The organism is Oceanospirillum sediminis (assembly GCF_014164585.1).
GTDB classification, from domain to species: Bacteria; Pseudomonadota; Gammaproteobacteria; order Pseudomonadales; family Halomonadaceae; genus Oceanospirillum; species Oceanospirillum sediminis.
The window spans coordinates 1-24,135 of record NZ_JACJFM010000031.1 but is presented as its reverse complement, the minus strand read 5'-3'; the positions used below and the strand labels follow the sequence as shown (position 1 = coordinate 24,135).

Sequence of the window (24,135 nt, the reverse complement as noted above, 5' to 3'; positions counted from 1 at the left end):
AGCCCCGGAGTGTTGCTTGCATATACCAGATAAAACAGATTATCCATTGCCATATCTCCTTTCAGAGCAATAATCAGACCTTAAATGCTTTCAGTTTTGCATTCAGAATGCTGGTCTGGTTACGCAGTTCAGTAACAGAATCTGATGTTACTCTGACCTGATCTCTGATCTCGGCAGAAGCATCAGAAATACTGCTGATATTCATATTAATCTCTTCTGAAACAGAAGTCTGTTCAGAAACCGCAGCCGCTATCTGAGCATTTCTATCCGCCACATCTGTCATCATCTGTTGAATCTGGGCCAGACGCTCATTATTTTCTGAACAACTGCTGACACTGGACTCTACCAGCTGATTGGCACTATCCATACTCCTGACCACTGCCACCGTTTCAGCCTGCAGAGAATCTATTTTTCCCCGGATATCATCGGCGGAATCTCTGGAACGCTGTGCCAGCTGTCGGACTTCATCCGCCACAACCGCAAAACCTCTGCCTTGCTCACCGGCTCTGGCAGCTTCAATCGCAGCATTGAGTGCCAGCAGATTGGTCTGTTCAGCAATGTCCTGAATCACATCCAGTACAGAACTGATCGCATCACTTTCAGATTTCAGCTGGGCCATGGATTCAGAGGCACCAGACATACCAGCAGACAAAGCCCGAATATTCTCAACCAGAATATCACCCTGTTCTGAGCTTTTTGCCGTAACCTGATAAGCCTGCTGAGAGGATTCGGAAGTACTTTCAGCATTTTCAGCAACCTCATTGGACGCTGCTGACATTTCACTGACCGCAGACGCCACCAGCTCAGTCTGCGACGTCTGATTATGGACACTGTCACCAATACCATCCATAGCAGAAGCGATACTGTCGGAAGAGTGCCGTACCTGTACGGCAGTCTGGTTTATATCCTGAATCAGCTCAGCAAAAGAGGACAGCATCGTATTCACCGACCGGCTCAGAACTCCGATTTCACCGCTGCAGTTCTCATTCAACCGGATTGTCAGGTCTTTATTCTTACTTATTCGGGTGATCGCATGAGTGATTTTCACAGCAGGCGTACTGATACCTCGTCCGACAACCATTGCCAGTACAATCGCGATGACAGCACCTGCAACCGCTGTCATAGATACAGTAACCATCAACGAATATTTCAGCTCATTGATTGCCAGAAACACTTCATCCTGATCAATCTGGCTGATCATAGCCCACTGCTGCCCCAGTACTCTGACCGGCACAGAAGCGATAAAGGCATCCTGCCCCATATAATTGCTGGCAGCACCAAAATCAGATTGTCCGCTCAGCGCACGTCTGGCCTGCTCCAAAAACGCGGGTTGCAGCTTAATACTGGAACCTTTAGCCCTGAGCTGTTCCAGACTCTGTTGGCTGACATTCATTTCAGACATACGCTGCAGGTAGGCTTCAGGGCGTTCAGTGAGAGCCCTGGATTGACTTCTCAGAGTCATATCAGGCCCAACCAGAAACATTTCACCGGTTTCTCCCAGCCCGGTTGTCTGCCAGCTCTGCTCATTGGTCATGATGCCATTGATCCGGTCAATGGGCATCTGGAAAGCGATGACACCGATATTGCGCCCTTGCTTATAAACCGGCGCTGCAATAAAAGAAGCCTGTGCCATATAGGAGGGATAATAAGGTGCAAAGTCCTCGAAGTAGAACTGCCCCTCAGGCAAATCACGGCTGGCTCTGAATGCCTCACCCAGACCTGACTGTGCATAGGCCCCACTGATCAGGTTACTGGCATAATCCAGCTCTTTAAATACGGAATAAACAATATTACCGGCAGTATCAATCAGAAAAACATCATAGTATTCAAATTTTTCCAGAAACAGACGAATCTGAGGGTGATATACCGCATGAATTTCACTATAAACAGAACCATCATCCGCCTTATCCAACAGATGTTTGTTACCCAGAGGATTGCTGTTTCTGGCGATATAATAGTGTTGCAGACGGCGCCCCGTATCACTCAATCGGGATAAGGGCTGATCAGGGTTACCATCCTGACCATTATTCAGTTCCCGGAACTGCCCGTTAAATGCCTCCCGGTAATAACGGCGCAAAGCATCAGATTGAAAGGAAGAAGACTCGTATTGTTCAAAAGCTTCTGAGAGCTGCGACAGAGAATCTTTAATCGCCGATGATGCCGCCATACTGACAACCTGACTGGACAGTGTATCAAAATAGCGTTCAACATCCTGCTTTTTCATCTCCCGAATAGCAATCAGATTATCCTGGGCCTTTTTTTGTAATGCAGCGGAGCTCAGCCCTGAAGACTCAGACAACAGAATCATCCCTGATAACACCAGACTAACAATAGCAATAGATGCAATTGCAAGAATAATTCGTGTTGCAATTTTCATATAAAGCTCCCGGTTATTTATTGGTAGCTTTATCAGGTTTAGCTCAGAGTGATGCTAACAGCAAAAGAAATATTTATTTTACCACTTATAATAAACGATTATAATGACTCTAACTCTTTAATATAAATAGTATAATCATCATCAGGTGCAACAATCTTTTTTCATGCAAATCAGAATAATAGTGCCTGCCCCGGATGCTTACTGGAATTGTTTGCATACAGTTGTTCAACAACTTACAACGGCTTTTTATTACAATATCGACAGTAACGCTTCAAAACTACCGTTCTGATATTCCTGCCAGAATAATTTAGCCGACACGGTCAGAGTCACGACGACAACCAGTGGCCGGATCAGACGAGTACCTTTTGTGACGACCATACGGGCACCCAGCTGTCCTCCGGCCAGTTGCCCTATCGCCATCAGAAAGCCTGCCAGCCAGATAATATTTCCGCCAATTGCAAAGAAAATCAGTGCGGCAATATTGGAAGTAAAATTCAGAATTTTGGTATGTGCTGTAGCTTTCTTCAGATTAAATCCGGCCATAATCACAAAAGCCAGCGCAAAAAAAGTACCGGTTCCCGGACCGAAAAAACCGTCATAAAATCCGATAGCAGCAGCAAAAGTAAAAGCAAACAGATTTTCACTGATACGGCGTTCGCTATCCTGATCACTAATCGAACGGGAAAACATAAAATACAGAGCCACAACAACCAGCAGTAATGGCATTATTGTTGCCAGCAGACTGGTATCTATCATCTGCACCAGCACAGTTCCGGCTACCGCTCCAACAAAGGTACAGGCGATTAGCAGTTTCATTTCGCTGAGCCGGACCATTTTACGACGTACAAAATATAAAGAAGCCCCGAAAGAACCAAAGCTGCCCTGTAATTTATTCGTCGCCAGCGCTTCAACCGGACTCATTCCCGTCGCCATCAGCACCGGCAATGTAATCATTCCGCCGCCACCAGCAATAGCATCCACCATACCGGCTCCCAATCCAGTCAGAATCAGTAAACCAATCAGAAACAGATCCAGCTCCATTACCCTTGCCCTTTATTCAGAGAAAATGACATACCCAGATCAGACTCCATATTCTGAAAAAGGCGACAGAACGGACTTTATCAGCTCAGAATGAATCGTGAACAGAGAAAAGAGTGCATTTAATCTATTCCTTAAAAGAATAGGTTGAGTTATATGGAATGGATATATTTCCGGGTCTATGTCAAAAGGCGCCACCAGATATCTGAGAAAATGCTTTTTATGCCGCAGAATATCAGTTCTTTCAGGGCGGATACGGCAGAGTTACTCATTCTCCCTTTACATATACCTGAACCTCAAAGATTAGATCAGTAAAACATAGCGCAAACCACTATAACCTCAGGAATAGTTATAACCAGAGTTATCTGGTCAGAAAGAGAACTAAAAGCCAGCTATATCATAGTGCCAGCCGGATTATGTCAGCACGGCTCTGAATAGCGCTATAACTATGGATATACCCCTTCCCTTTTATGGTCTTAAGATAAAAATATAAATAATCTTTTAATTTCAACAAGTTAAACTAAAAACAATAACTGGCACTGACATTGCTCTGTATCCGTGCAGCGGGCCAGTATTAAATGTTTCCGGATTCAGTGAATCACTGTAGTTCTGTCTCTTTCTGTCCCAGCCTCCCGACAACAATGAAAAAAACCAGCAAGAGGTTAACGTATGTCTGTAGCGACAGCGACCACCGGTGGCGGTGGATGGGGCCAGATGGCTCTGTGGAAAAAAATTCTGATCGGTATGATCGCAGGTATTCTGGTCGGTGCCTTCCTGGGCCCTGAAGCAGAACTGCTGAAGCCTATCGGTACCCTGTTCATTAATGCCATCAAGATGCTGATTGTGCCTCTGGTTTTCTGCTCGCTGGTCGTCGGCGTGACCTCTATGCAGGATACTGCCAAGATGGGACGTATCGGTATCAAGTCAATTTTGATCTATCTGGCTACAACGGCTGTGGCAATCAGCATTGGTCTGGGCCTGGGCACTATCTTTGAGCCTGGAGCAGGTCTGAATATGCAGCCGGATGCCGGTGCTGCAGCTGCAGCCAAAGAAGCACCCAGCCTGGTTTCTACTCTGATCGGCCTGATTCCTAAAAACCCGATTGAAGCGCTGGCAGGCGGAAAAATCCTGCAGATTATTGTCTTCGCTCTGGGCCTGGGTATCGCTCTGAACCTGATTGGTGAGAAAGGCGAGCCTGCCGTTAAAATGTTCAACAGCCTGGCTGAAGCCATGTACAAGCTGACTGAACTGGTAATGAAGTTTGCGCCTTACGGCATCTTTGCCCTGATGGCCTGGGTGGCAGGCAAATATGGTCTGGAAGTACTCCTGCCTCTGATTAAAGTGATTGCAGCGGTATATATTGGCTGCATTCTGCATGTACTGGTTGTTTACTCCGGTGCAATCTCGGTTATTGCAGGCCTGAAGCCAGTTCAGTACCTGAAAGGCATTGTGAATGCTCAGATGATGGCGTTCACTTCTACCAGCTCTTCTGGCACCCTGCCAGTCAGTATTCGTTGTGCCCGTGAAAATCTGGGTGTCTCGAAAGGCACTGCCAGTTTTGTCCTGCCATTGGGTGCAACCATTAATATGGATGGCACCGCACTGTACCAGGGGGTTTGCGCACTGTTCATCGCTCAGGCATTCGGTATTGATCTGAGTATGGCGGATTACATGACCATTATCGCCACTGCGACGCTGGCCTCTGTAGGTACAGCTGGTGTACCTGGAGCCGGTCTGATTATGCTCTCTCTGGTACTGACCACTGTTGGCCTGCCAATGGAAGGCCTGGCTATCGTAGCCGGTATTGATCGTATTCTGGATATGGCCCGTACCTGTGTAAACGTATCCGGTGATCTGATGGTATCGGTACTGATTGGTAAGTCTGAGAACGAACTGAACGAAGACATTTATAACGCCAAAGATCCTGTATCTGAACCTGAAATGGTTCAGAGCTGAACACAGCAGCACCCACTCTGAACAACAGAAGCAGCTTTCGGGCTGCTTCTGTTGTTTCAGGCTGCCACCTGTTGTCAGGGAAAGATAAAAAAACAAATCATGGATGTCCGGATAACCTGGTTTCATGTAATCAATGCAACCCGCCTGCAAAGACAATTATTGCTGAATATTCCAGCAGTCCATTAACCAGCCGCCCTATTTAACAGGTTGATCAACCCGATGAAACTGTCACATAAGATTGCTCTGCTCGCATCTGCCATCATTATTATCACCCTGGCAACCTATTCCTGGTTCCAGTATCAGAGCGCCCGACAAACACTGTTTGATAAAACTGAGCGCAATACCCAGGAAGCGATGACGGTATTAAGCCATCAGATTACGCACTGGTTGAATGGCAAACTGCGCCTGATTGATATGATGTCAGCCCGTATTGATCAGGATTTCAGTCGAGCAACCATTCAGTCAACATTTGATAATCCTCTGCTGAAAGAGGAGTTTCTGCTGATTTTCGGTGGTCTGGATAGCGATGGAAAAAAGATTTCCAATAATCCGAACTCAAAATCAGAAGGATATGACGCCAGAAAACGTCCCTGGTACCCTCTGGCTCGCCGCCACAGTCAGGCGGTACTGACCCAGCCCTATATCGGAGCCACATCAGGCAAACTGCTGATTTCAGCAGTGGCCAATTTCTACGATAAAGGGGTATTTAAAGGCGCATTTGGCGGCGACCTGAGTCTGAATGAAGTATCAGAAGCACTGAACACCCTGAGCTTCAATGGCACGGGCTATGCGTTTCTGCTGGGGGCTGACGGTAAAATTATCAGTCACCCGGATAAAGAAATGTACGGTAAATCGGTTGCAGAACTACTGGGAGCCCGTTTCAGTGGTAATCAACCCGCACTGACACATAATTTAACCGAAGCCGTATCCGCCGGAAGTAATGTGTATACCGCATTTCATCCACTGGATAAACTGTATGGTCAGAACTGGTATGTCGGTGTAGTGCTGGAACAGAATAAGGTTATGGCCGATGCCAGTCAGCTGGGCATCAATGCCATGATAGCGACAGTAATCAGTGCTCTGATTTGCTGTGTTCTCCTATATTATGCTGTGACTGCACTGCTAAAACCCATGCATAACCTGCATACCTCTCTGGTAGAAATCAATCGCGGCGAAGGCGATCTGACTCAGCGTCTGAGTATCACATCCAATGATGAATTTGCCCTGCTCTCTCAGGACTTTAATTATTTTGTCGATCACCTGCAAAGCCTGATCACCCGCATTAAACAGATCACCGGTGATGTTCACCGTAACAGCCAGCAAACCTCCCATTCTGCCGCTGTGGCAGCAGACAGCCTGTCTTCCCAGTTAAATGAGCTGGATCAGCTGGCAACCGCCATGCATGAGATGCACCTGACCTCTCAATCGGTTGCCGAACATGCAGAGCAAGCCGCTCTGGCAGCACATTCTGCCGATCAGTCTGCGGACCAGGGGCTGAATGTCGTTGAGCACACCCAGAAAACCATTACCGATCTGACCGGAGATATGGAGCAAGTCGTCCATACCATTAAGGAACTATCCCGTTACAGCGATAATATTGAATCCATCCTGACCGTTATTACCGGTATCGCAGAGCAGACTAATCTGCTGGCACTGAATGCCGCGATTGAAGCCGCCAGGGCAGGAGAAAGCGGACGTGGGTTTGCGGTTGTTGCCGATGAAGTCAGAGCTCTGGCAGCTCGGACTCAGCAATCAACTGAAGAGATTCATGACATGATTATGCAGCTACAGAACGGCGTGAAAAAAGCGGAACATATTATTATGGCCAGTCGGGATAAGGCAGAAGATGCCCGAACGGTTGCGGATAAGGCTAATGGTGTGCTGGATGATGCCCGTAACCATATCCGCCAGATTCATGAAATAACCACTCACATCGCCACGGCAGCAGAACAGCAAAGTCGCACAACGGACGAAATTAATCAGAACACCCTGCGCATACGTGATATCAGTCAGCACGTTTCAGAGCAAGCACTTACCCAGAAATCCCAGTGCCAGATCATGGCTGAGCTGGCAGCTCAGCAGGATAAAGAGCTGCATAAATTCCGGGTCTGATATTTTTCTGGCGGCAATCCGGGGAAACTCTCGCACTCTGGTTGCCGTCGTTTTAAAGCCAATGCAGACTAAAGATCGTATCCTTCAGGCATCCAGCTGTCTTCAGACATAGTATTGCGTTCAGCAATCCCTTTCAGATTCTCTGCCAGATATTTCATAAATACCCTGTGTCTCTGTGGTAAATGGCGTGTCGCCAGATGCAGAATCCAGACCGCACCCTGATAGTTTGTAATAAACTCCCAATCTGGAAAAACCTGCACAATATTACCCGCCTCCAGATCAGGCTGCGCAGTGAAAAAAGGCAGGGTTCCTATGCCTATACCTTTTTTAACGGCATCCAGCCGGACACGGGTATGGTTGGCAGCATAACGTCCCTTCAGATTAACCGTCACCAGTTCTTTATTGTTTCTCAGACGCCAGCGGGCATCCAGAGGGTTATTACCCAGATAGATACAGCTGTGTTCTGATAGTTCAGAAGGATGCTCAGGCGTTCCATGACAGGTCAGATAGTCCGGTGATGCACAGAGCAGATGATCCAGCTGAAATAACTCCCGCCCCATCAATCCGGGAGGAGGCTGGTCAGTAATACGTATCGCCAGATCCAGCTGGTTATCAATCAGATCCAGAGGCCGGTCATCCAGGGTCATATGAATATTCACTTTCGGATAGCTTTGCAAAAACTCTGGAATCAAGGGATGTATCAGCGTGCTGCCAACCGCTTTTGGCACACATAAACTGATATCCCCTTCAATTTCCTGCTTAAGGCTCTCACTGACCTCCAGCACCAGCCCTGATGCCTCCAGCATCTGTTCACAACGACTGAAAACATCTTCCCCTCCGTGGCTCAGTCTCAGCTTACGTGTGGTTCGCTGCAATAAAGCCGTCCCCAGGGCATTTTCCAGCCGGGTAACACTGCGGCTGACAGAAGAGGTAGAACACCCCAGAACCTGAGCTGCCCGTGTGAAACTGCCCTGACGGACCACCTCAACAAAGACAGCCATTTCATATAACAAAGAAAAATGCTGATTCTTGCGCACAGTGCAATAATCCTTTCCTTAAAAGCGGTCTAATCAGTTTATTGTTTATTATATATGCTTAACCAGGCTCAGAAAGCCCGATGATCAGGTTATTCTGACGCCATACTTTAATAACGAAACAGCTTTTTACCGTATTCGGGAGGATCATGATGGATCTTATTCAGGGTTTACTTATTATCAGCTCTATTCATCTGCTGGCTGCGGCATCTCCCGGACCGGACTTTGTACTGGTTTCTCAACAGACATTAAGCCACGGTAGAAAAACAGGTTTTCTGTGCAGTCTGGGGATAGCACTGGGATTATCCATTCACATCCTGTATTCCAGCTTTGGTCTGGCAGCCGTAATTGCCAGCTCGACAACAGCCCTATGGGCCATCAAGATTCTGGGTGGCAGCTATCTGATCTGGCTGGGTATCAAGGGACTGAAAGCAAGAGCCATGAATGATAATAGACTTGATCATCAGGTGAATGCTTCTGAAAACGGCGCTCAGAATAATGTCAGAAAATCAGCTCTGAAAACCGTAGCAATGGGCTTTTTATGTAATGCCCTGAATCCTAAAGCCCCCATCTACTTTGTTTCTCTGTTTACCCTGGTATTGTCTCCGGATATGCCACTGTACCAACTGGCCGTGTATGGCATCTGGATGATGATGATTCAGATGGGCTGGTTTTCAACCGTGGTCATGATACTGTCCAACCCGACAATTAATCAGAAATTCCAGCGCATCAGCCACTGGATTGACAGAGTTCTGGGAGGCGCTATGGTGGCCATGGGTATCAAAGTCGTTGCCTCGTCTAACTGATACTCTGTTTAGCTGATTAACAGATAGTGAGACCTCTGAGAAATGACTTATCGGAGGTCTTTTTAAACCAGCACTGTGAATAAATAAATCCACTGACACTTCTGCGAAAATCCATTAATGTCTCTTTTTCTTTCAGAATATGGAGATAATCCCTCTATGAAAATTGCTGTTTACTGTGGTTCAGCATCAGGCCTTACGCCTGACTTTATGGATGCAACCCGTCAGCTCGGCCACTGGCTGGCTGAAGCCGGTATTGACGTTGTATACGGCGGTGGCAAAGTAGGGCTAATGGGCTGTATTGCAGATTCCGTTCTGGAAAAAAACGGACGGGTTTATGGTGTTATGCCGGAATACCTGGTGAACAAAGAGATTGCTCATACCGGATTGACTGAATTAACCGTGGTTTCAGATATGCATGAGCGCAAAGCAAGAATGGCTGACATGGCGGATGCTTTTGTAGCTTTGCCTGGCGGCGCCGGAACACTGGAAGAAATATTTGAAGTATGGACCTGGGCACAGCTGGGCCATCATCAGAAACCCTGCGCTTTTTATAATACAAAAGGTTTTTACAACCCATTAATGGAGATGATCAGAAGCATGGTATCAGCGGGATTTCTGAAACAGGAATATATGGATATGCTGATTACGGTTGATACACCTGAATCCCTTTTATCTGCTATTAATCAATACCATCCGCCTGCGCAGAAATGGGGTAAATAGAGGCTTTATAAGCGTGTCTCTCATGAAGAGAGGCACTCATTCAAATATCCTCAACGCTTACCAGCGTTCAAATAAAGTCTTTCGCCATTGCAGGATATAAACCCACTGGAAAACCGGCCAGCTTTTCCAGATCAGGGATATCAGGTACTGACGATTGAATCCGATGGAGTCAGATTTGAATCAAACCATTTCCCGCCTGTCTGTGCGTTCATACAGCCTGAAAACCCGAATGCATGATCATCATTATTGTCAGGTTGTAATGCCATTGCATGGTGTCATTGAAATCGGATTATCTCCCCCAAAAATTCCTCTGCATAAATCTGCCTCTGCAGCGAGGAAGAGCACAGACAAAGAAACAGAAGCACAGATTCAAACCAGGAAAGAAAATCAGGCTTACAGCCACGAGATCAAAGCTCGCATAGGTCCAGGGCAAGGCGTGCTGATTCGCTCATATCAGCCTCATCGCTTCTGTGCAGATGAAAAAGCCCGCTTTCTGGTTGCCGATTTACCGGAATTGCCTTCATCCTTGCTGCAACTGAGTGAACCCTTTATATCCGTTTCCGATAGCCTGCTCAGCTTCTGCCAGTTTGCAGAAATTCAGCTAAACACAGAGCATGCACCTGATCTGGAAAGTGAGATGTTCACACTGTTTATGCAGCTTCTGGAGAAACAACAAAGCATTAACCTGTATGATGCCCGCATTCAGAAGGTGACTGAATTTCTGGCCAGGGATCTTAGTCTGACCCCACCTCTGTCAGAGCTGGCAGCGATTGCCTGTCTGAGCCTGAGTCAGTACAAGCACCTGTTCCGGCAGGTGACAGGCCTGTCTACAGGGCAGTATCTGACAAAACTGCGGATGGAAAAAGCCAGAGCGTTATTAGTACACAGTGACTATCCTGTCAGTCTGATCGCTCACCAGACGGGTTATCAGGACGCATCTGCATTCAGTCGTCGTTTCAGGGAATATTTTGGCGAAGCCCCACGGGCTTTTCGCTAGCGAGGGAGAAGACAAGCATCCGAGTCGATAAGTACGCAGATATTCAAATGCATCCGGATACACCGCTCAGGCGTATACAGCTATCAGTGATATGTTCATCAGGATAAACAGAAGCAAGCATTCTGCAAGTTCCTATCATTCTGACAAGGTTACCGATCGCAGGGGCATCCCCGATGTACAAAGTAAACCGACACTTGTTTACCTTCAGAAAATGGCCTGTTCAGTTACTGATGCCATTTGCTCTGGCTTCATTAATATTCAGCCATTCTGTTCTGGCTTCTGAACGCTTTGACCACACCCCCTGGCAATCATTATTACAGCATCATGTCTATGAACTCAGAGGAGGTCAGGCTACAGAAGTCGACTATGCAGGTTTTAATCAGCATAGGGATAATCTGAAGGCTTATCTGAATCAGCTGGCGGAAGTATCTCAGAAGCAATTTGATCAATGGGAGAAAACAGAACAGCTTGCGTTTCTGATTAATGCTTATAATGCCTGGACTGTTGAGCTGATACTGACCCGTTACCCGGAGCTGGATTCAATTAAAGATCTGGGCTCACTGTTCAGTTCGCCCTGGAAAAAGGAGTTTATCCCGCTACTGGGAGAGGTGCGCTCTCTGGATGATATTGAACACGGGCTGATTCGGGGCTCTGGTCGATATAACGAACCCAGAATTCATTTTGCCGTTAACTGCGCCAGTATCGGCTGTCCGGCACTGGCCAGAACAGCGTACACCGGCGATCAGCTGGAACAACAGCTGGAACAGGCGACACAAGGGTTTCTTATGGATCGTACCCGCAACCGCTTAAATGATGATGAACTGGAGGTCTCCAGTATTTTTAAATGGTACCGGGAAGATTTTGAACAGGGCTGGCGTAATACTGACTCTCTGGCAACCTTCCTTGCTCTTTACAGTGATGCGCTGGGCCTGACACAGGAACAAAGCCTTCGTCTGCAACAGAATAAAACAGATATCGATTTTTTATCCTATGACTGGAAACTGAATAAACGCCATTAAGATAATCCTGAAGCAGATACACAGCCCTGGCTACAGGCAATATCGTTAAGGAAAGCATTCCAGCGCGTTTAATGAGCTTTACGATAAGCCGCCGGAGAAACCCGGTAAAAATCCTTAAAGCGTTTACTGAAGTGGCTCTGACTGGAAAAACCGGACTGTAGTGCAATCTCTGCCAGAGAAAACGTTTTTTCAGTCAGCAGCCGTGCTGCCAGATTCAGTCGACGCTCTGTTACATACTGGTGTGGCGACATACCAAAAGACACTTTGAACATGCGGGCAAAGTGATATTCACTTAACTCTGCAATGGACGCCAGCTGCTGCAGGCTCAATGGCTGATCAAGACTGATCTCAATAAACTCCAGTACACGACGCTGAACCCAGGGCGACAAGCCACCCTTCACATCCTGCCGGATACGATAATCACTGCAATAATGCTTTAACAGATGCACCATCAGCATATCACTGGCACTGCTCAGCGCCAGCCGGTCAGCATTATCCTGCCAGTTCATAGGCATAATCACCTGCTGACATAAGCTACGAATCCAGCTGTCATCAATAAAGGTCAGATCCTGCAGCTGAAGATTATCACTGCCTTTATCCTGAATACGACCAGCCAGTGATTTCAGATGCTGCTCTGAAAAGTACAGATGCATAAAACGAATTCTGCCATACACATCCCAGCTGGATTCATGGTCACATGGCATCAGACAGATACGTCCGGGGCCTCTGCCACTCAGGGAACGGCGCTGATCAACCCTTCGAATGTCATGACCTCCATCCAGATAACAGCTTAGCGTGTGGTGCCCCGGATGTTGATAATGGGTCAGATCAATATCATCCCTGTCCCATATTGCCGCACTGGTGCCATTGGTCAGTTCCGTTTGCACTTCCAGTCGAGCATTAGTCTGAGACAGGCAATGATACACGGGTTCAGATACACAGGCTGGCCCGGCTTTCAGGGTATGATCAGACATTCAAGGTACCTTACTTTAGTCAATTATCACCGGCATAACCCGATTTATCATCTTATGCCTGCAGACCTGTATGCTACTGCTGCTGTTAGCCTGCCTCAAGGTCATAACAGGACATAAAACGGCAGATACGGACAAAAAAGCGCAAGAATATGTAAAAAGCGCAGAATGATGCAAGTTATCCGTAGCTATAACCGGCATGATAGTTCTTTGTTCACAGGAGATTGGTTCGCTATCTATCTCCTGTTAGCTGATACTCGGAGAAGACATCATGTTCAATGCAGGTTTATATCTGGCTACAGTGCTGATCTGGGGTACTACCTGGATCGCAATTAAATTACAACTTGGTGATGTGGCAGTACAGGCCTCTATTATCTATCGCTTTATTCTGGCCGGATGTGCCATGTTTTTAATTCTGCTGATCAGTCGGCGTTTGCAAAAACTGGATATCCAGGATCATCTGTTCTGCGTACTTCAGGGAGCTTGTCTGTTCAGCTTTAACTTTTACTGTTTCTACACTGCAACAGGTTATATCAGTAGTGGACTGGCCTCAGTCATTTTCTCTATGGCAACGGTCATGAATGTTATTAATAACCGCATCTGGTTTGGTACTCGCCCGACTCAGCGTACTCTGATTGGCTCTGTTACAGGCCTGACCGGCATTACGTTATTGTTCTGGCCTGAAATAACAGCAGGGGGCTTTAACCAGGACGTACTGTTTGGTGCATCATTAGGTGCATTAGGGGTATGGTTATTTTCAAGTGGCAACATGGTGTCTGTTCGCCACCAGAAAAAAGGCCTGCGACCACCGTCAACTAACGCCTGGAGTATTTTCTACGGTGTGATGATTCTGGGCATTACCGCCATAATTCAGGGTGTTGAATTCAGCTTCAGTTCAGAACCTCAATATCTCTGGTCTCTGCTTTACCTGGCTATTCCGGGCACTGTCATTGCATTTACCACGTATCTGATGCTGGTTGGACGTATCGGGGCAGATAAAGCGGCGTATAGTACAGTCATGTTTCCAGCGGTGGCCCTGACAGTATCAACCTTCTATGAGGGATATCAGTGGACATCTCTGGCAGCAGCTGGCTTTGCTCTGGTTATGCTGGGCAATGTGATGATTTTTGCCCGACTGCCACAGTGGCTACAAAAAGATAGAGTCGCCAGCCCCTGTTAAGAGCAGACTGGAAGCAAAAAAACAGGCCTGACAGCAATTGTACTGTCAGGCCTTAATTCAGATTTAATGATGAGTACTGATATCTGATCGTCTGGCACCTGCCAGCTTACTGGCCAGCGTAAACCAGAAAATATCGATCAGGCATGCCGTCATCATAGCCAGCAGAACAATCAGAAACTTCAGTCCATAACCAAATAAAACAACAGCGCCCTGGTTATCCAGCAAACACAAAGAGATCACACAGAACAAAGAAAGGACCGATAACTTATAAGCAAACTTTATTCTGGTGACTACAAATTCATAGTCGTTGGCCTCTCTGCCGGAAGTATAAAAAGAAAGAAGAGTAACCAGAGAAAATACCATCGCGGTATTATTATTTACTATATCAGAAAGCTGGCTAAAACCACTATGCAGGCAAAGCCACAAATAACAACATAGAATCAAAGCAAATATCAAAAGAGATTTTATTTTACTGTACTGATTTCTTTCTTTAAAAATAAATCGCTCTTTCATCAGTCTGCCATCCTGATTGATTTATGATTTTATTTATCATTAATCATATTCATAACTTCGGGAGTATGAACGATAATGCGGGCAAGCTCTTCTGGTGAATTGAAACCATATTCATTATCAGCGCCTTCTATTCTGGCCCAGTAATCAAAATGACTATTTTCCCCAGGCTTTCTGTCATAAGGGTTACAGGCTGACAAAGGGGTTACCCTTCGCTCATTCAGAGCACTCTGGTCACTCTGAGTTCTGAACGCACTAATATCAATTTTCAGTGTTTTTTCCATCACCCGTACCTGTCCTTTGCCCCACTGAGCATGCGCACAAGATTGCTATTATGAAACGCGGCTCTGCCATGTATCTTTTCAGAATGTATTATACCCGGTTACATCTTTCAATACTTTTTAACACAATTAACATATAAATAAGCACTTCCCAATAAAACAAATTCTTACACTATCAATCTGACAGGTGAAAAATCAGTTTTTATCAGTATCAATACTGAAACCCTGCATATAAAAAAGCTTTCCCTGATATAAATCAATGTATATCTCAGTACCTTTTCAAAACAGCTTTATAGCCAGATATACATTCATAAATAAAATTGCTCCGATATTTTCTATGTAAAGCCTCAGGGTATACGGCATCAGTTAAGCGCCTGAACAAAAATTGTCGAGATTTTCTTCTGTTTGCTCCAACTATAGGAGCAAACAGGGTATGAGCACCGGGAACTTACCCGGAACGTTGTTATTTCATGACTGATCAAACGAAATAGAAAACTGGACTTATCTGGTTTCTTTCAGGCACAGTGACTGCTTTTGAAAATCCGGCCAGACAATAAAAGGAACTCCACCATGCTGACACTGATCCTGTACATCGTCACAGTCGGGATTTGGGGCTCTGTCTGGATCGCTATTAAACTACAACAGGGCGATATTGCCGCCGAAGTTTCAATCATTTATCGTTTTCTGCTGGCCGGTAGTGTGTTATTCCCTCTGCTCGTGCTCAGTCGACGTTTACAGGCTCTCTCATTTCAGGATCATCTGCTTTGTATGATTCAGGGTGTATGCCTTTTCGGGCTGAACTTTTATTGCTTTTACCTTTCAACAACCTATATCAGCAGTGGACTGGCTTCTGTTGTTTTTTCAATCGCCACTGTGATGAATATGCTTAATAACCGCTTGTGGTTCGGTATATTGCCAACCCGGCAAATGCTGACAGGAGCCATTATCGGACTATGCGGCATATCTATGTTGTTCTGGCCTGAATTACAATATGACGCCCAGCAAGACACTATCTCAGGCATACTCCTATGCCTGGCAGGAACCTGGTTGTTCTCATCCGGCAATATGATTTCAGTCCATCATCAGAAAAAAGGCCTGCGTCCTCCGACAACCAATGCCTGGAGTATTCTGTATGGCACTCTTATTCTGACACTTCTGGCTCTGATACAAGACAGTCAGTTTAATATGAGTACAGATCCTGTTTATCTATGGTCACTCATTTATCTGGCTATTCCAGGCACTCTGATTGGATTTACGGCTTATCTGATGCTTGTAGGCCGTACAGGAGCAGATAAAGCGGCTTACAGTACCGTTATGTTCCCGGCTATTGCTCTGGGAATATCGACTATTTTTGAAAACTATGAATGGAATGAAATCAACATAACCGGCTTTTGCCTGGTCATCATGGGCAACCTTGTCATTTTTTATAAAAGAACCTCAGTAAGCATAAAGTAGAAGATTATCCCGTACCCTCTGACAACAAAGATATGCTTTCTTCAGCTGCCCGATGAAGACAATGTTGAGACAAAATAAGCTGATAAGGCAGAATTTATCTTTCTGATCGCACTATTCCAGGGCAGAATACAACAAAATACGACATAAAAACCATATTACTTATATCTTTATATATTTTATGCGATATCTGCGATTGACCCTGCTGGCCGGAATAACTGGTCTGATTATTTTACTGAGTATCATTTTTTACCTGATCACCGGAGCTCAGCATATCCAGCAGCAAAAACTGGCTGACTACCATGCTGATAAACTGAGTCAGTACATTAATAATGAACTGAACCGCTTTCAGGCTATTCCAGAGTTATTAGCCAGTAACTACATGATTATAAAAAGCTTATCAGATAATCGGGTTAATCCGGATCTGAATCATCTTCTGCTGGAGATTGCCCATAGCAGCGGCAGTGACCATGCAATCTATCTGATGGATATAAGCGGTACGGTAATCGCATCCAGTAACTATATGACAGGACAAAGTTTTATTGGCAGTAACTTTTCATTCCGTCCTTACTTTCGTAAAGCCGCCTCGGGACAAAGTGCATCCTACTATGCGCTAGGGCTTAAGTCCGGTGAACGTGGTGTTTTCTTTTCTGCTCCGATCTACCTGAATCAGAAAGTAGCTGGTGTCGTTACCTTTAAAATGGAGATTAATCGGTTCGAACAGAATTCAGGCCTGTTAGCCGATATACACGACAACCCCATTCGTTTTATCGCCTGGGGTGAAGATCAGGTTGTTTTTATCTCTAACTTCATTCCCTGGCAGCTCAAACAAATTCAAGAAAGCGGGCAGCACAGCTGGACTGAGATTGATCAGTCCCGGCGCTATCCTGACCTGAATCAGCAAATCCTGCCGGGATTGAAAAAAGAATCAGTCATACATAACACGCCGCTCTGGCAACTGAGTGACAACCTTTCTCCTTCTCACTCCAGACGTTATATCTACAGTGAGTCAGAGTTACCTTTGCTCAGAATGAAACTGGCAGTATTAATCGCCGAAGATTCTGCTGATGATTCGCTTTATACCTGGCTTATTCTGGGGACTGCCGGATACCTGTTACTGTTTCTGGCAGGTAACTATCTCTGGCGACGTCTTGCCGGATACAGACAATTGCTATTTACACGGGCCAGTCTTGAACAGGAAGTATCTGCCCGTACAGCTGAGCTGGAAGCCACTCGTGATGCACTGGTTCAGACCGCCAGACTGGCCACCGTTGGCCAGTTATCAGCCAGCATTAACCACGAAATCAATCAGCCTCTCAGTGCTATTAGTACTTATCTTATGACATCGCGCAGGATGCTGGACAAGGGTATGCCAGACAAAGCACGGGATAACCTGGACATTATTGAAAGTCTGCTCCGGCGTGTGCATAGCATTGTTGCCCAACTTAAACAGTTCAGTCGTCAGGATGAAGCTCGTTTAGGCCGTGTGTCGGTCATCACCAGCCTGAAACACGCTCTGACGATTATCGGCCCACAATTAAAGCAGCATGATATTTGCCTGCAGCAATCTGCCGGTGATTATCAGGTACAGGCTGACAGTATTCGTCTGGAACAGGTGCTGGTTAATCTATTGTCTAATGCCTGCGATGCGATGTCTCAGATTCCGGAAAATCACGATCGAATACTGGATATCCGGATTTATCCGGAAACTGATCAGCACTCACAGGATAATCACGAAAAATGGGTTATCATAAAGATCACGGATACCGGTCCCGGACTGAATAAAGAGCTCAGGGATGCCATTTTTGAACCCTTTTTTACAACTAAATCTGAAAAGGGGCTGGGACTGGGATTATCCATTTCCCGGAATATTATCCGTTCATTTGATGGTGAGCTTGGTGCCGAAGCATCAGAGCAGGGCGCCAGCTTTACGATCCGACTGAAACAGGAACCTTTTCATGGCTGATCTCCCTTTCAGCAACAAAGCAGAGTTAACCGATATTATTATTGTTGATGATGAACAAATCATCCGGGATTCTCTGCGTCAGTTGTTCGAGCTGGAAGGTTATCAGGTTCACACCTATACCAGTGCTTTAACAGCCCTGGATCGTATTAACAGGCAGTTTCCCGGTATTGTTATTACCGATATCAATATGCCCCATATGGACGGCCTGTCACTGCTGGAGCAAATTACCGCCCTGGACAGCGAGTTACCCGTAATACTGCTGACCGGGTATGCCGATGTGCCTATGGCTGTTCAGGCCATGCATAAGGGTGCTTATGATTTTGTCGAAAAACCGGTTAATGAAACGCTGCCCGATACCGTAAGCCGGGCTCTGGAAAAGCGTCGTCTGGTACTGGAAAACAGACAGCTGAAAGACCAGCTGCGTCAGAACAAAGAACCCGGCGTCAGAATTCTGGGCGATACCCCTGTCATGCAGGAGATGATGAGTCTGCTCAATGCGGTGGTTGATACTCCGGCGGATGTACTGATTCACGGTGAAACCGGTACCGGGAAAGAACTGGTTGCCCGCTTTCTGCATGAACACAGCCACAGAGCACAGGCCAATTTTGTCGCCCTTAACTGCGCCGCTATTCCAGAAAACCTGATCGAAAGCGAGCTGTTCGGCGTCAGAAAAGGTGCCTATACCGGAGCAGAAGAGCATCGTGCCGGTAAGTTTGAGTTTGCCCACCAGGGCACACTGTTTCTGGACGAGATCGAAGCCACTCCACTATCATTACAGATCAAACTGCTGCGAGTACTGGAAGAACGCAAAGTCACCCCGGTTGGCAGCAATGAAGCGATCGATCTGGACATTCGTATCATTGCAGCGACCAAAACCGATCTTCTGCAGCAAGCTGACCTGGGAGATTTCCGCCACGATCTCTACTATCGGCTGAATCTGGTCAAAGTCGATATTCCGCCATTACGGGCCAGAAAAGCCGATATTCCCCTGTTGTTTAAACATTTCAGCTCTATTGCAGCCAATCGTTTTCATAAGTCACTATTGCCACTGGACAGCAATCAGCTACAACAGCTGATCAGTTATGACTGGCCAGGCAATGTCAGAGAGCTCAGAAACACGGCTGAACGTCATGTGCTTCTGGGTACTGATATTCAGCTGTCATCCAGTGCAACATCACCGGCCTTCAGTGAGGACTTAAGCCTGTCTGAAAAAGTGGCTTTTTATGAACAATCACTGCTGGAGGATGCCTTACAACAAACCTCTGGCTCAGTAAAGCAGGCCCTGGAGATACTCCGCCTGCCTCGCAAAACCTTCTATGACAAAATGGCGAAATATGGACTGGAACGTAGCCGTTATACCAGAGGCAACAACTGAGTTTTTCAGCATCCACCTTAGGATATCTGTTTATAATTCACCGATATAACGCCTGATTTTTCCCTTCTGTACAGCGCCTGACTTCATTAGCCACATCTAATTTCACATCATAGAGTATCTGTTCTGACTTTATCTCTGTTGATGTGCGGAAATAGTGACAAAAATAGAATTTTTTCTGTGTGGAAATCCTCCCAATCATCAATAACTGCTACCTCTGAATAAAAGTAACTATCTGATTTTAATAAACTAAAATCTTTGAAACAGGCTCTGGCATCCAGATTGCTCATAAGACGTCAGCACAAAAAAAATAATCCTTAACGAGGAAAAGAACGTGACCGACCAAACCAGAAAGATCCCCTGGCTGATGCTCTTGCTTGGCCCGGTGGTCATGCTGATCACATTAATGACCGAACCACCTGCCGAAGGCCTTTCCGTTGAAGCCTGGCGAACCGCAGGCCTGGCCTTCTGGATGGCCAGCTGGTGGGTTTCAGAAGCCGTACCCATCCCAGCGGCATCGTTATTACCTATCCTGATTGCCCCTCTGGCAGGCATTGCCAGTATTAAAGCGGTGTCTGCCCCTTATGCTCACCCGCTGATCTACCTGTTTTTAGGCGGTTTCCTGATCTCTATCGCCATGGAGAGATGGCACCTGCATAAACGTATTGCCCTTAAAACCATGCTGCTGGCCGGAACCCGCCCCAGCATACAGATTCTGGGTATGATGCTGGTGACCGCTTTTTTATCAATGTGGATGTCCAATACTGCCACCGCAGTCATGATGCTACCCATCGCTCTGTCAGTGATTCAGATCGTTAAAGACAGGGACCCGGAGAATGATGCTTTTGGCAAAGCGCTGCTATTGAGCATTGCCTACGGTGCCAGTATTGGCGGTATTGGCACTCTGATCGGCACACCGCCCAATGCACTCATGGCCGCCTATCTGTCAGACAGCTATAACATCAGTATCGGTTTCTCAGACTGGATGAAACTCGGTGTGCCGGTATCAGTCACCATGCTGGCAATCTGCTGGTTCTGGCTGACTCGCGTCAGCTATAAAGTAGATAAAGCAGGCAGTATCAGCGCCAGGGCAGTCTTTGAACAGCAATTAAGTGCTCTGGGTGACATGAGTGCCGGAGAGAAAAAAGTACTGATTATCTTTTTGTTTGCCGCTCTTGGCTGGATATTCCGCCCTTACCTGGCTCAGGTGACAGGACTGGCATTCTCCGATACTGGTATCGCCATTGCTGCGGCTATTCTGCTATTTACCCTGCCGGTACGCTCCGGCAGTAATGAGCGAGTGCTGGACTGGGAAAGCGCAAAAAAGGTCCCCTGGGGAATTCTGATTCTGTTTGGTGGTGGCCTGACACTGGCGGCCCAGATTAAAGGCTCAGGACTTGCAGAGTTCATTGCTCATCAGATTGAAGGAGCCAGCGCCGTTTCACTGATTTTCAGCGTACTGATTATTACCACGGCGATTACCTTCCTGACAGAGATCACCAGTAATACAGCAACAGCAGCCGGATTTCTGCCCCTGCTCGGCCCGGTTGCCGAGTCGGTGACAGGCACACCTCTGGTCTGGGTAATTCCGGCAGCCATTGCCTGCAGCTGCGCCTTTATGATGCCTGTAGCCACCCCACCGAACGCCATTGTATTCGGATCAGGCCTGATTCGGATGAAAGATATGATACGCGCCGGGTTCCTGCTGAATATCATCGCTATTGCGGTGATTACTCTGGCAACGATCTATCTGGCACCTGCTGTTTTTGGCTACTAATCTATCATTCTGGAATAGAGAGCCGATAAAAATCAGGTACTTTCCCCACAAGGAAAGTACCTGATTGTCTTTATTTGGATGTATGGGTAAAGACGCCATCCCAGTCAGCCCCCGGAGGATTTTCCCGGTACAGATGGATACGTTCCAGATACACCTCATACAGCAAGTGATTGTCTTCCTGTTTCAGTTCATCCAGTACCCGTTCCGCATATCCCCATTCCTGATTGCGGAAATGCTCCAGCGCATTATGATATCGCTCCAGTCTGGAAACCGTCTTTTCATCCAGCATCCCTTTCAGACCAAGGGGTTCAAAAATCGCTACCGGTTCATGCTTACCTTTTACCCGCACCAGATCCAGTTGTCGGTATTCGTACTCAGATGCCGCCTCAGCGGTTGTTTCGCTCACCATAAGGTCAACACCATATTGCTTGGTTAAACCCTCCAGACGGGAGCCCAGGTTCACAGCATCACCCAATACGGTATAAGCCATACGGAATTCAGATCCCATGTTGCCCACATTCATCATTCCGGTATTCAGTCCGACACCAATCCGTAGTTCAGGCCAGCCCCGTTTTTTAAATTCCGGACCCAGCTCTTCCATTACTTTAATCATCTCAAGTCCGGCTTTTACACCATGACTGGCATGCTCAGGGTCATTCAGCGGGGCTCCCCAGAAGGCCATCACCGCATCGCCCATATATTTATCAATGGTGCCCCTGTGATCATGGATCACGCCCGTGATAGGCGTCAGAAAAGCGTTCATCAGTCGCGTCAGCTCCTCAGGCGTCAGACCTTCAGAAATGGTAGTAAATCCCCTGACATCGGAAAACAGTACGGTCATATCCCGGCTTTCACCCTCAAGAGAGATACTGGATGGATCCTGATCCATCTCATCTACCAGTTCAGGAGGCACATACTGGCCAAATAACCGGGTCAGCTGACGCTTTCCTCTGGACTCTACCAGATAGCCATAAGATAGCTGATAAGCAATTAAAGCAGCTGCCAGTAACATAGAAGCCGCTAATGGAAACACCCAGTTATACTCTTCCCATAACCAGAGATTCAGTGACCACAGGCTGATAAACAGAACAGAAGACCCCGCAAGAATCAAAAGAGGTGGCATTCTGGGCAGAGCGAAGGTCAGTACCAGTCCAATCAGCAGCATCAGCAAAACCTCTCCACCCAGGGTATAGGCAGGCTGATGCCTGAATGATTGCTGCAGAATACCCGCGATCAGGTTAGCGTGTACTTCTACTCCCGGATACACACTTTCGATAGGCGTGGTTCGCAGATCCAGCAGGCCCGGCGCACTGGCACCGACCAGTACAATAGTTCCCTGCAAGCGCTCTTTTGGCACTTCTTCACGGAAAATATCCACAATTGAAATATATTCAAAGGTACCTCGTCCGCCATAGTAAGGCACCAGAGCACCACTCTGATTATCAACCGGAATCCGAAAACCACCAACATCCAGTGCTTCCAGAATAGGATTCTCTTCATCCCCGGAAACAATCAGCTCCACGGGAGGCATATCCAGCAGGCTTCTCATCATCGCCAGAGCAAGAGACTGATAATACTGGCCTCTATATTTCTGCAACATAGGTACACGACGGAAAATACCATCCGAACCCACTAGAGGATTATCAAAAAAACCAGCGGATAACGCACTATTCTGCAGAATGGGCTGGTTACCGCTAAAACGAAACGCTTCCGGTATCGGTAAAAGATCCGGAGACACCGGACTGATAATTTCCAGAGGTTCAGGCAGATCACCCACGGAAGGGGTACTATCTTCACTTTCACGATCCATGTAAAACCCGAGTACAGCTGGCACCTGAGCTAGGATGTCACCAAACTGCTGGTCGCCGTTCATTTCTGCCATCAAAGGCAATAATATCTCTTCCAGTTCTGGTTTTTCTTCCAGCATCCGGCCCAGCACTTCACTGGCTCCCCTTCGATCCGGTTCAGCAAACACGATGTCGAACCCGACAGTGCTGACTTCATATTCCGCAAACAAACGATATATCAGCTCGGCCAGATACTCCCTGGGCCAGGGAAACTGTCCCAGCTCTCTCATGCTGTCTTCATCAATATCGACGATCACAATCTGAGGATCACCCTCCCCTGGCAAGGTCATATTGATGCGGATATCGTAGGCTATCCGTTCCAGACGCTCAAAGAACTCAATACGCCAGGTGCCGGTACTGTGCATCAGAAACACAAACAGAATCAGCAGACAGCCCAGAGGGCGTATCATACGGGTTAACAGCTTTTTTGATTTATCCATGCCATTTCCGTCTTTTGCAGAGTTCAGTGTTATTTTCAGCATATCACAGCTTGTGAATAAAACAGGCAGGGCAGAGCATGTGGATAAAAGAAGAAGGGAAGACGCATAAACTATCCACACCCTGAGCACGATAAAGAGACTCATCAGCTTATTATGGATAAAAAGAAAAGGCAGAAAATAAAAAAGCCGCGTAACTATTCAGCCCGCTCTCAACTATTTGCTACCTTGACGAATAGTTGAGATCTGTCAGTTTATGCATAGCAACAGACATTGAAGAGCA

At 46.8% G+C, this 24,135-nt stretch carries 18 protein-coding genes; 11 read left to right on the top strand and 7 right to left on the bottom strand.

Annotated features, from left to right (window positions below):
• Window positions 1–73: 73 nt before the first annotated feature.
• Together H4O21_RS18460 and H4O21_RS18455 are read right to left on the bottom strand one after the other, a co-directional pair.
• Entirely contained in the window at window positions 74–2,377 is a 2,304-nt protein-coding gene (locus tag H4O21_RS18460; protein WP_182810360.1) for a methyl-accepting chemotaxis protein, read from the bottom strand.
• A gap of 249 nt (window positions 2,378–2,626) precedes the next feature.
• A complete protein-coding gene (locus H4O21_RS18455; RefSeq protein WP_182810359.1) occupies window positions 2,627–3,418 on the bottom strand; it encodes a TSUP family transporter in 792 nt (263 codons plus the stop codon).
• A gap of 666 nt (window positions 3,419–4,084) precedes the next feature.
• Here H4O21_RS18455 and H4O21_RS18450 point away from each other — a divergent pair.
• Window positions 4,085–5,371: a dicarboxylate/amino acid:cation symporter gene (locus tag H4O21_RS18450; RefSeq protein WP_220495736.1), complete on the top strand. Its 1,287-nt coding sequence runs from the start codon at window positions 4,085–4,087 to the stop codon at window positions 5,369–5,371.
• 219 nt (window positions 5,372–5,590) lie between these two features.
• On the top strand, window positions 5,591–7,483 hold the full coding sequence (locus H4O21_RS18445) for a methyl-accepting chemotaxis protein (RefSeq protein ID WP_182810358.1): 1,893 nt from the start codon (window positions 5,591–5,593) through the stop codon (window positions 7,481–7,483).
• Window positions 7,484–7,551: 68 nt separating this feature from the next.
• Here H4O21_RS18445 and H4O21_RS18440 read toward each other — a convergent pair whose 3' ends face one another.
• Window positions 7,552–8,520, bottom strand: a complete 969-nt coding sequence (locus H4O21_RS18440; protein WP_368737570.1) for a LysR family transcriptional regulator — start codon at window positions 8,518–8,520, stop codon at window positions 7,552–7,554.
• Between the two features lie 146 nt (window positions 8,521–8,666).
• On the opposite strand from H4O21_RS18440, the gene H4O21_RS18435 reads away from it, so the two are divergent.
• From H4O21_RS18435 to H4O21_RS18420, 4 genes are all read left to right on the top strand, one after another.
• Window positions 8,667–9,323, top strand: a complete 657-nt coding sequence (locus H4O21_RS18435; protein WP_255487369.1) for a LysE family translocator — start codon at window positions 8,667–8,669, stop codon at window positions 9,321–9,323.
• Window positions 9,324–9,479: 156 nt separating this feature from the next.
• Complete coding sequence (locus H4O21_RS18430) at window positions 9,480–10,043, top strand: LOG family protein (RefSeq protein ID WP_182810357.1); 564 nt, start codon at window positions 9,480–9,482, stop codon at window positions 10,041–10,043.
• A gap of 175 nt (window positions 10,044–10,218) precedes the next feature.
• A complete protein-coding gene (locus tag H4O21_RS18425) occupies window positions 10,219–11,040 on the top strand; it encodes a helix-turn-helix domain-containing protein (protein ID WP_182810356.1) in 822 nt (273 codons plus the stop codon).
• A 173-nt stretch (window positions 11,041–11,213) separates the two neighbouring features.
• Window positions 11,214–12,059, top strand: a complete 846-nt coding sequence (locus H4O21_RS18420) for a DUF547 domain-containing protein (RefSeq protein ID WP_255487368.1) — start codon at window positions 11,214–11,216, stop codon at window positions 12,057–12,059.
• A gap of 68 nt (window positions 12,060–12,127) precedes the next feature.
• Here the strand turns inward: H4O21_RS18420 and H4O21_RS18415 are convergent, their stop codons facing one another.
• Window positions 12,128–13,033 (bottom strand): helix-turn-helix domain-containing protein, encoded by a 906-nt coding sequence (locus tag H4O21_RS18415; protein WP_182810355.1) that lies wholly within the window; start codon window positions 13,031–13,033, stop codon window positions 12,128–12,130.
• A 268-nt stretch (window positions 13,034–13,301) separates the two neighbouring features.
• Between H4O21_RS18415 and H4O21_RS18410 the strand changes: the two genes are divergently transcribed.
• The gene (locus tag H4O21_RS18410; RefSeq protein ID WP_182810354.1) at window positions 13,302–14,210 is read left to right on the top strand and encodes a DMT family transporter; all 909 of its coding nucleotides are present in this window, start codon (window positions 13,302–13,304) and stop codon (window positions 14,208–14,210) included.
• A 63-nt stretch (window positions 14,211–14,273) separates the two neighbouring features.
• Here H4O21_RS18410 and H4O21_RS18405 read toward each other — a convergent pair whose 3' ends face one another.
• Window positions 14,274–14,573 (bottom strand): hypothetical protein, encoded by a 300-nt coding sequence (locus tag H4O21_RS18405; RefSeq protein WP_182810353.1) that lies wholly within the window; start codon window positions 14,571–14,573, stop codon window positions 14,274–14,276.
• 179 nt (window positions 14,574–14,752) lie between these two features.
• Window positions 14,753–15,004, bottom strand: coding sequence for a hypothetical protein (locus tag H4O21_RS18400; RefSeq protein ID WP_182810352.1), 252 nt, complete (start codon window positions 15,002–15,004; stop codon window positions 14,753–14,755).
• Window positions 15,005–15,571: 567 nt separating this feature from the next.
• On the opposite strand from H4O21_RS18400, the gene H4O21_RS18395 reads away from it, so the two are divergent.
• From H4O21_RS18395 to H4O21_RS18380, 4 genes are all read left to right on the top strand, one after another.
• Window positions 15,572–16,456, top strand: coding sequence for a DMT family transporter (locus H4O21_RS18395; protein WP_220495735.1), 885 nt, complete (start codon window positions 15,572–15,574; stop codon window positions 16,454–16,456).
• Window positions 16,457–16,634: 178 nt separating this feature from the next.
• On the top strand, window positions 16,635–18,419 hold the full coding sequence (locus H4O21_RS18390; protein WP_220495734.1) for a sensor histidine kinase: 1,785 nt from the start codon (window positions 16,635–16,637) through the stop codon (window positions 18,417–18,419).
• Entirely contained in the window at window positions 18,412–19,794 is a 1,383-nt protein-coding gene (locus H4O21_RS18385) for a sigma-54-dependent transcriptional regulator (RefSeq protein WP_182810350.1), read from the top strand. The genes H4O21_RS18390 and H4O21_RS18385 overlap by 8 nt, the downstream gene beginning before the upstream one ends.
• Window positions 19,795–20,125: 331 nt before the next feature.
• On the top strand, window positions 20,126–21,568 hold the full coding sequence (locus H4O21_RS18380) for an SLC13 family permease (protein ID WP_368737569.1): 1,443 nt from the start codon (window positions 20,126–20,128) through the stop codon (window positions 21,566–21,568).
• 70 nt (window positions 21,569–21,638) lie between these two features.
• On the opposite strand, the gene H4O21_RS18375 is transcribed toward H4O21_RS18380, so the two are convergent.
• Window positions 21,639–23,855, bottom strand: a complete 2,217-nt coding sequence (locus tag H4O21_RS18375) for a CHASE2 domain-containing protein (protein ID WP_182810349.1) — start codon at window positions 23,853–23,855, stop codon at window positions 21,639–21,641.
• Window positions 23,856–24,135: the final 280 nt, after the last annotated feature.

Bases quoted from the DNA above. Each gene is read 5' to 3' on its own strand.
- H4O21_RS18455 (WP_182810359.1), bottom strand. From the start codon at position 3,418: ATGGAGCTGGATCTGTTTCTGATTGGTTTACTGATTCTGACTGGATTG.
- H4O21_RS18430 (WP_182810357.1), top strand. From the start codon at position 9,480: ATGAAAATTGCTGTTTACTGTGGTTCAGCATCAGGCCTTACGCCTGAC.
- H4O21_RS18400 (WP_182810352.1), bottom strand. From the start codon at position 15,004: ATGGAAAAAACACTGAAAATTGATATTAGTGCGTTCAGAACTCAGAGT.
- H4O21_RS18410 (WP_182810354.1), top strand. From the start codon at position 13,302: ATGTTCAATGCAGGTTTATATCTGGCTACAGTGCTGATCTGGGGTACT.
- H4O21_RS18395 (WP_220495735.1), top strand. From the start codon at position 15,572: ATGCTGACACTGATCCTGTACATCGTCACAGTCGGGATTTGGGGCTCT.
- H4O21_RS18415 (WP_182810355.1), bottom strand. From the start codon at position 13,033: ATGTCTGATCATACCCTGAAAGCCGGGCCAGCCTGTGTATCTGAACCC.
- H4O21_RS18435 (WP_255487369.1), top strand. From the start codon at position 8,667: ATGATGGATCTTATTCAGGGTTTACTTATTATCAGCTCTATTCATCTG.
- H4O21_RS18460 (WP_182810360.1), bottom strand. From the start codon at position 2,377: ATGAAAATTGCAACACGAATTATTCTTGCAATTGCATCTATTGCTATT.
- H4O21_RS18385 (WP_182810350.1), top strand. From the start codon at position 18,412: ATGGCTGATCTCCCTTTCAGCAACAAAGCAGAGTTAACCGATATTATT.
- H4O21_RS18420 (WP_255487368.1), top strand. From the start codon at position 11,214: ATGTACAAAGTAAACCGACACTTGTTTACCTTCAGAAAATGGCCTGTT.
- H4O21_RS18450 (WP_220495736.1), top strand. From the start codon at position 4,085: ATGTCTGTAGCGACAGCGACCACCGGTGGCGGTGGATGGGGCCAGATG.
- H4O21_RS18445 (WP_182810358.1), top strand. From the start codon at position 5,591: ATGAAACTGTCACATAAGATTGCTCTGCTCGCATCTGCCATCATTATT.
- H4O21_RS18375 (WP_182810349.1), bottom strand. From the start codon at position 23,855: ATGGATAAATCAAAAAAGCTGTTAACCCGTATGATACGCCCTCTGGGC.
- H4O21_RS18390 (WP_220495734.1), top strand. From the start codon at position 16,635: ATGCGATATCTGCGATTGACCCTGCTGGCCGGAATAACTGGTCTGATT.
- H4O21_RS18405 (WP_182810353.1), bottom strand. From the start codon at position 14,573: ATGGTATTTTCTCTGGTTACTCTTCTTTCTTTTTATACTTCCGGCAGA.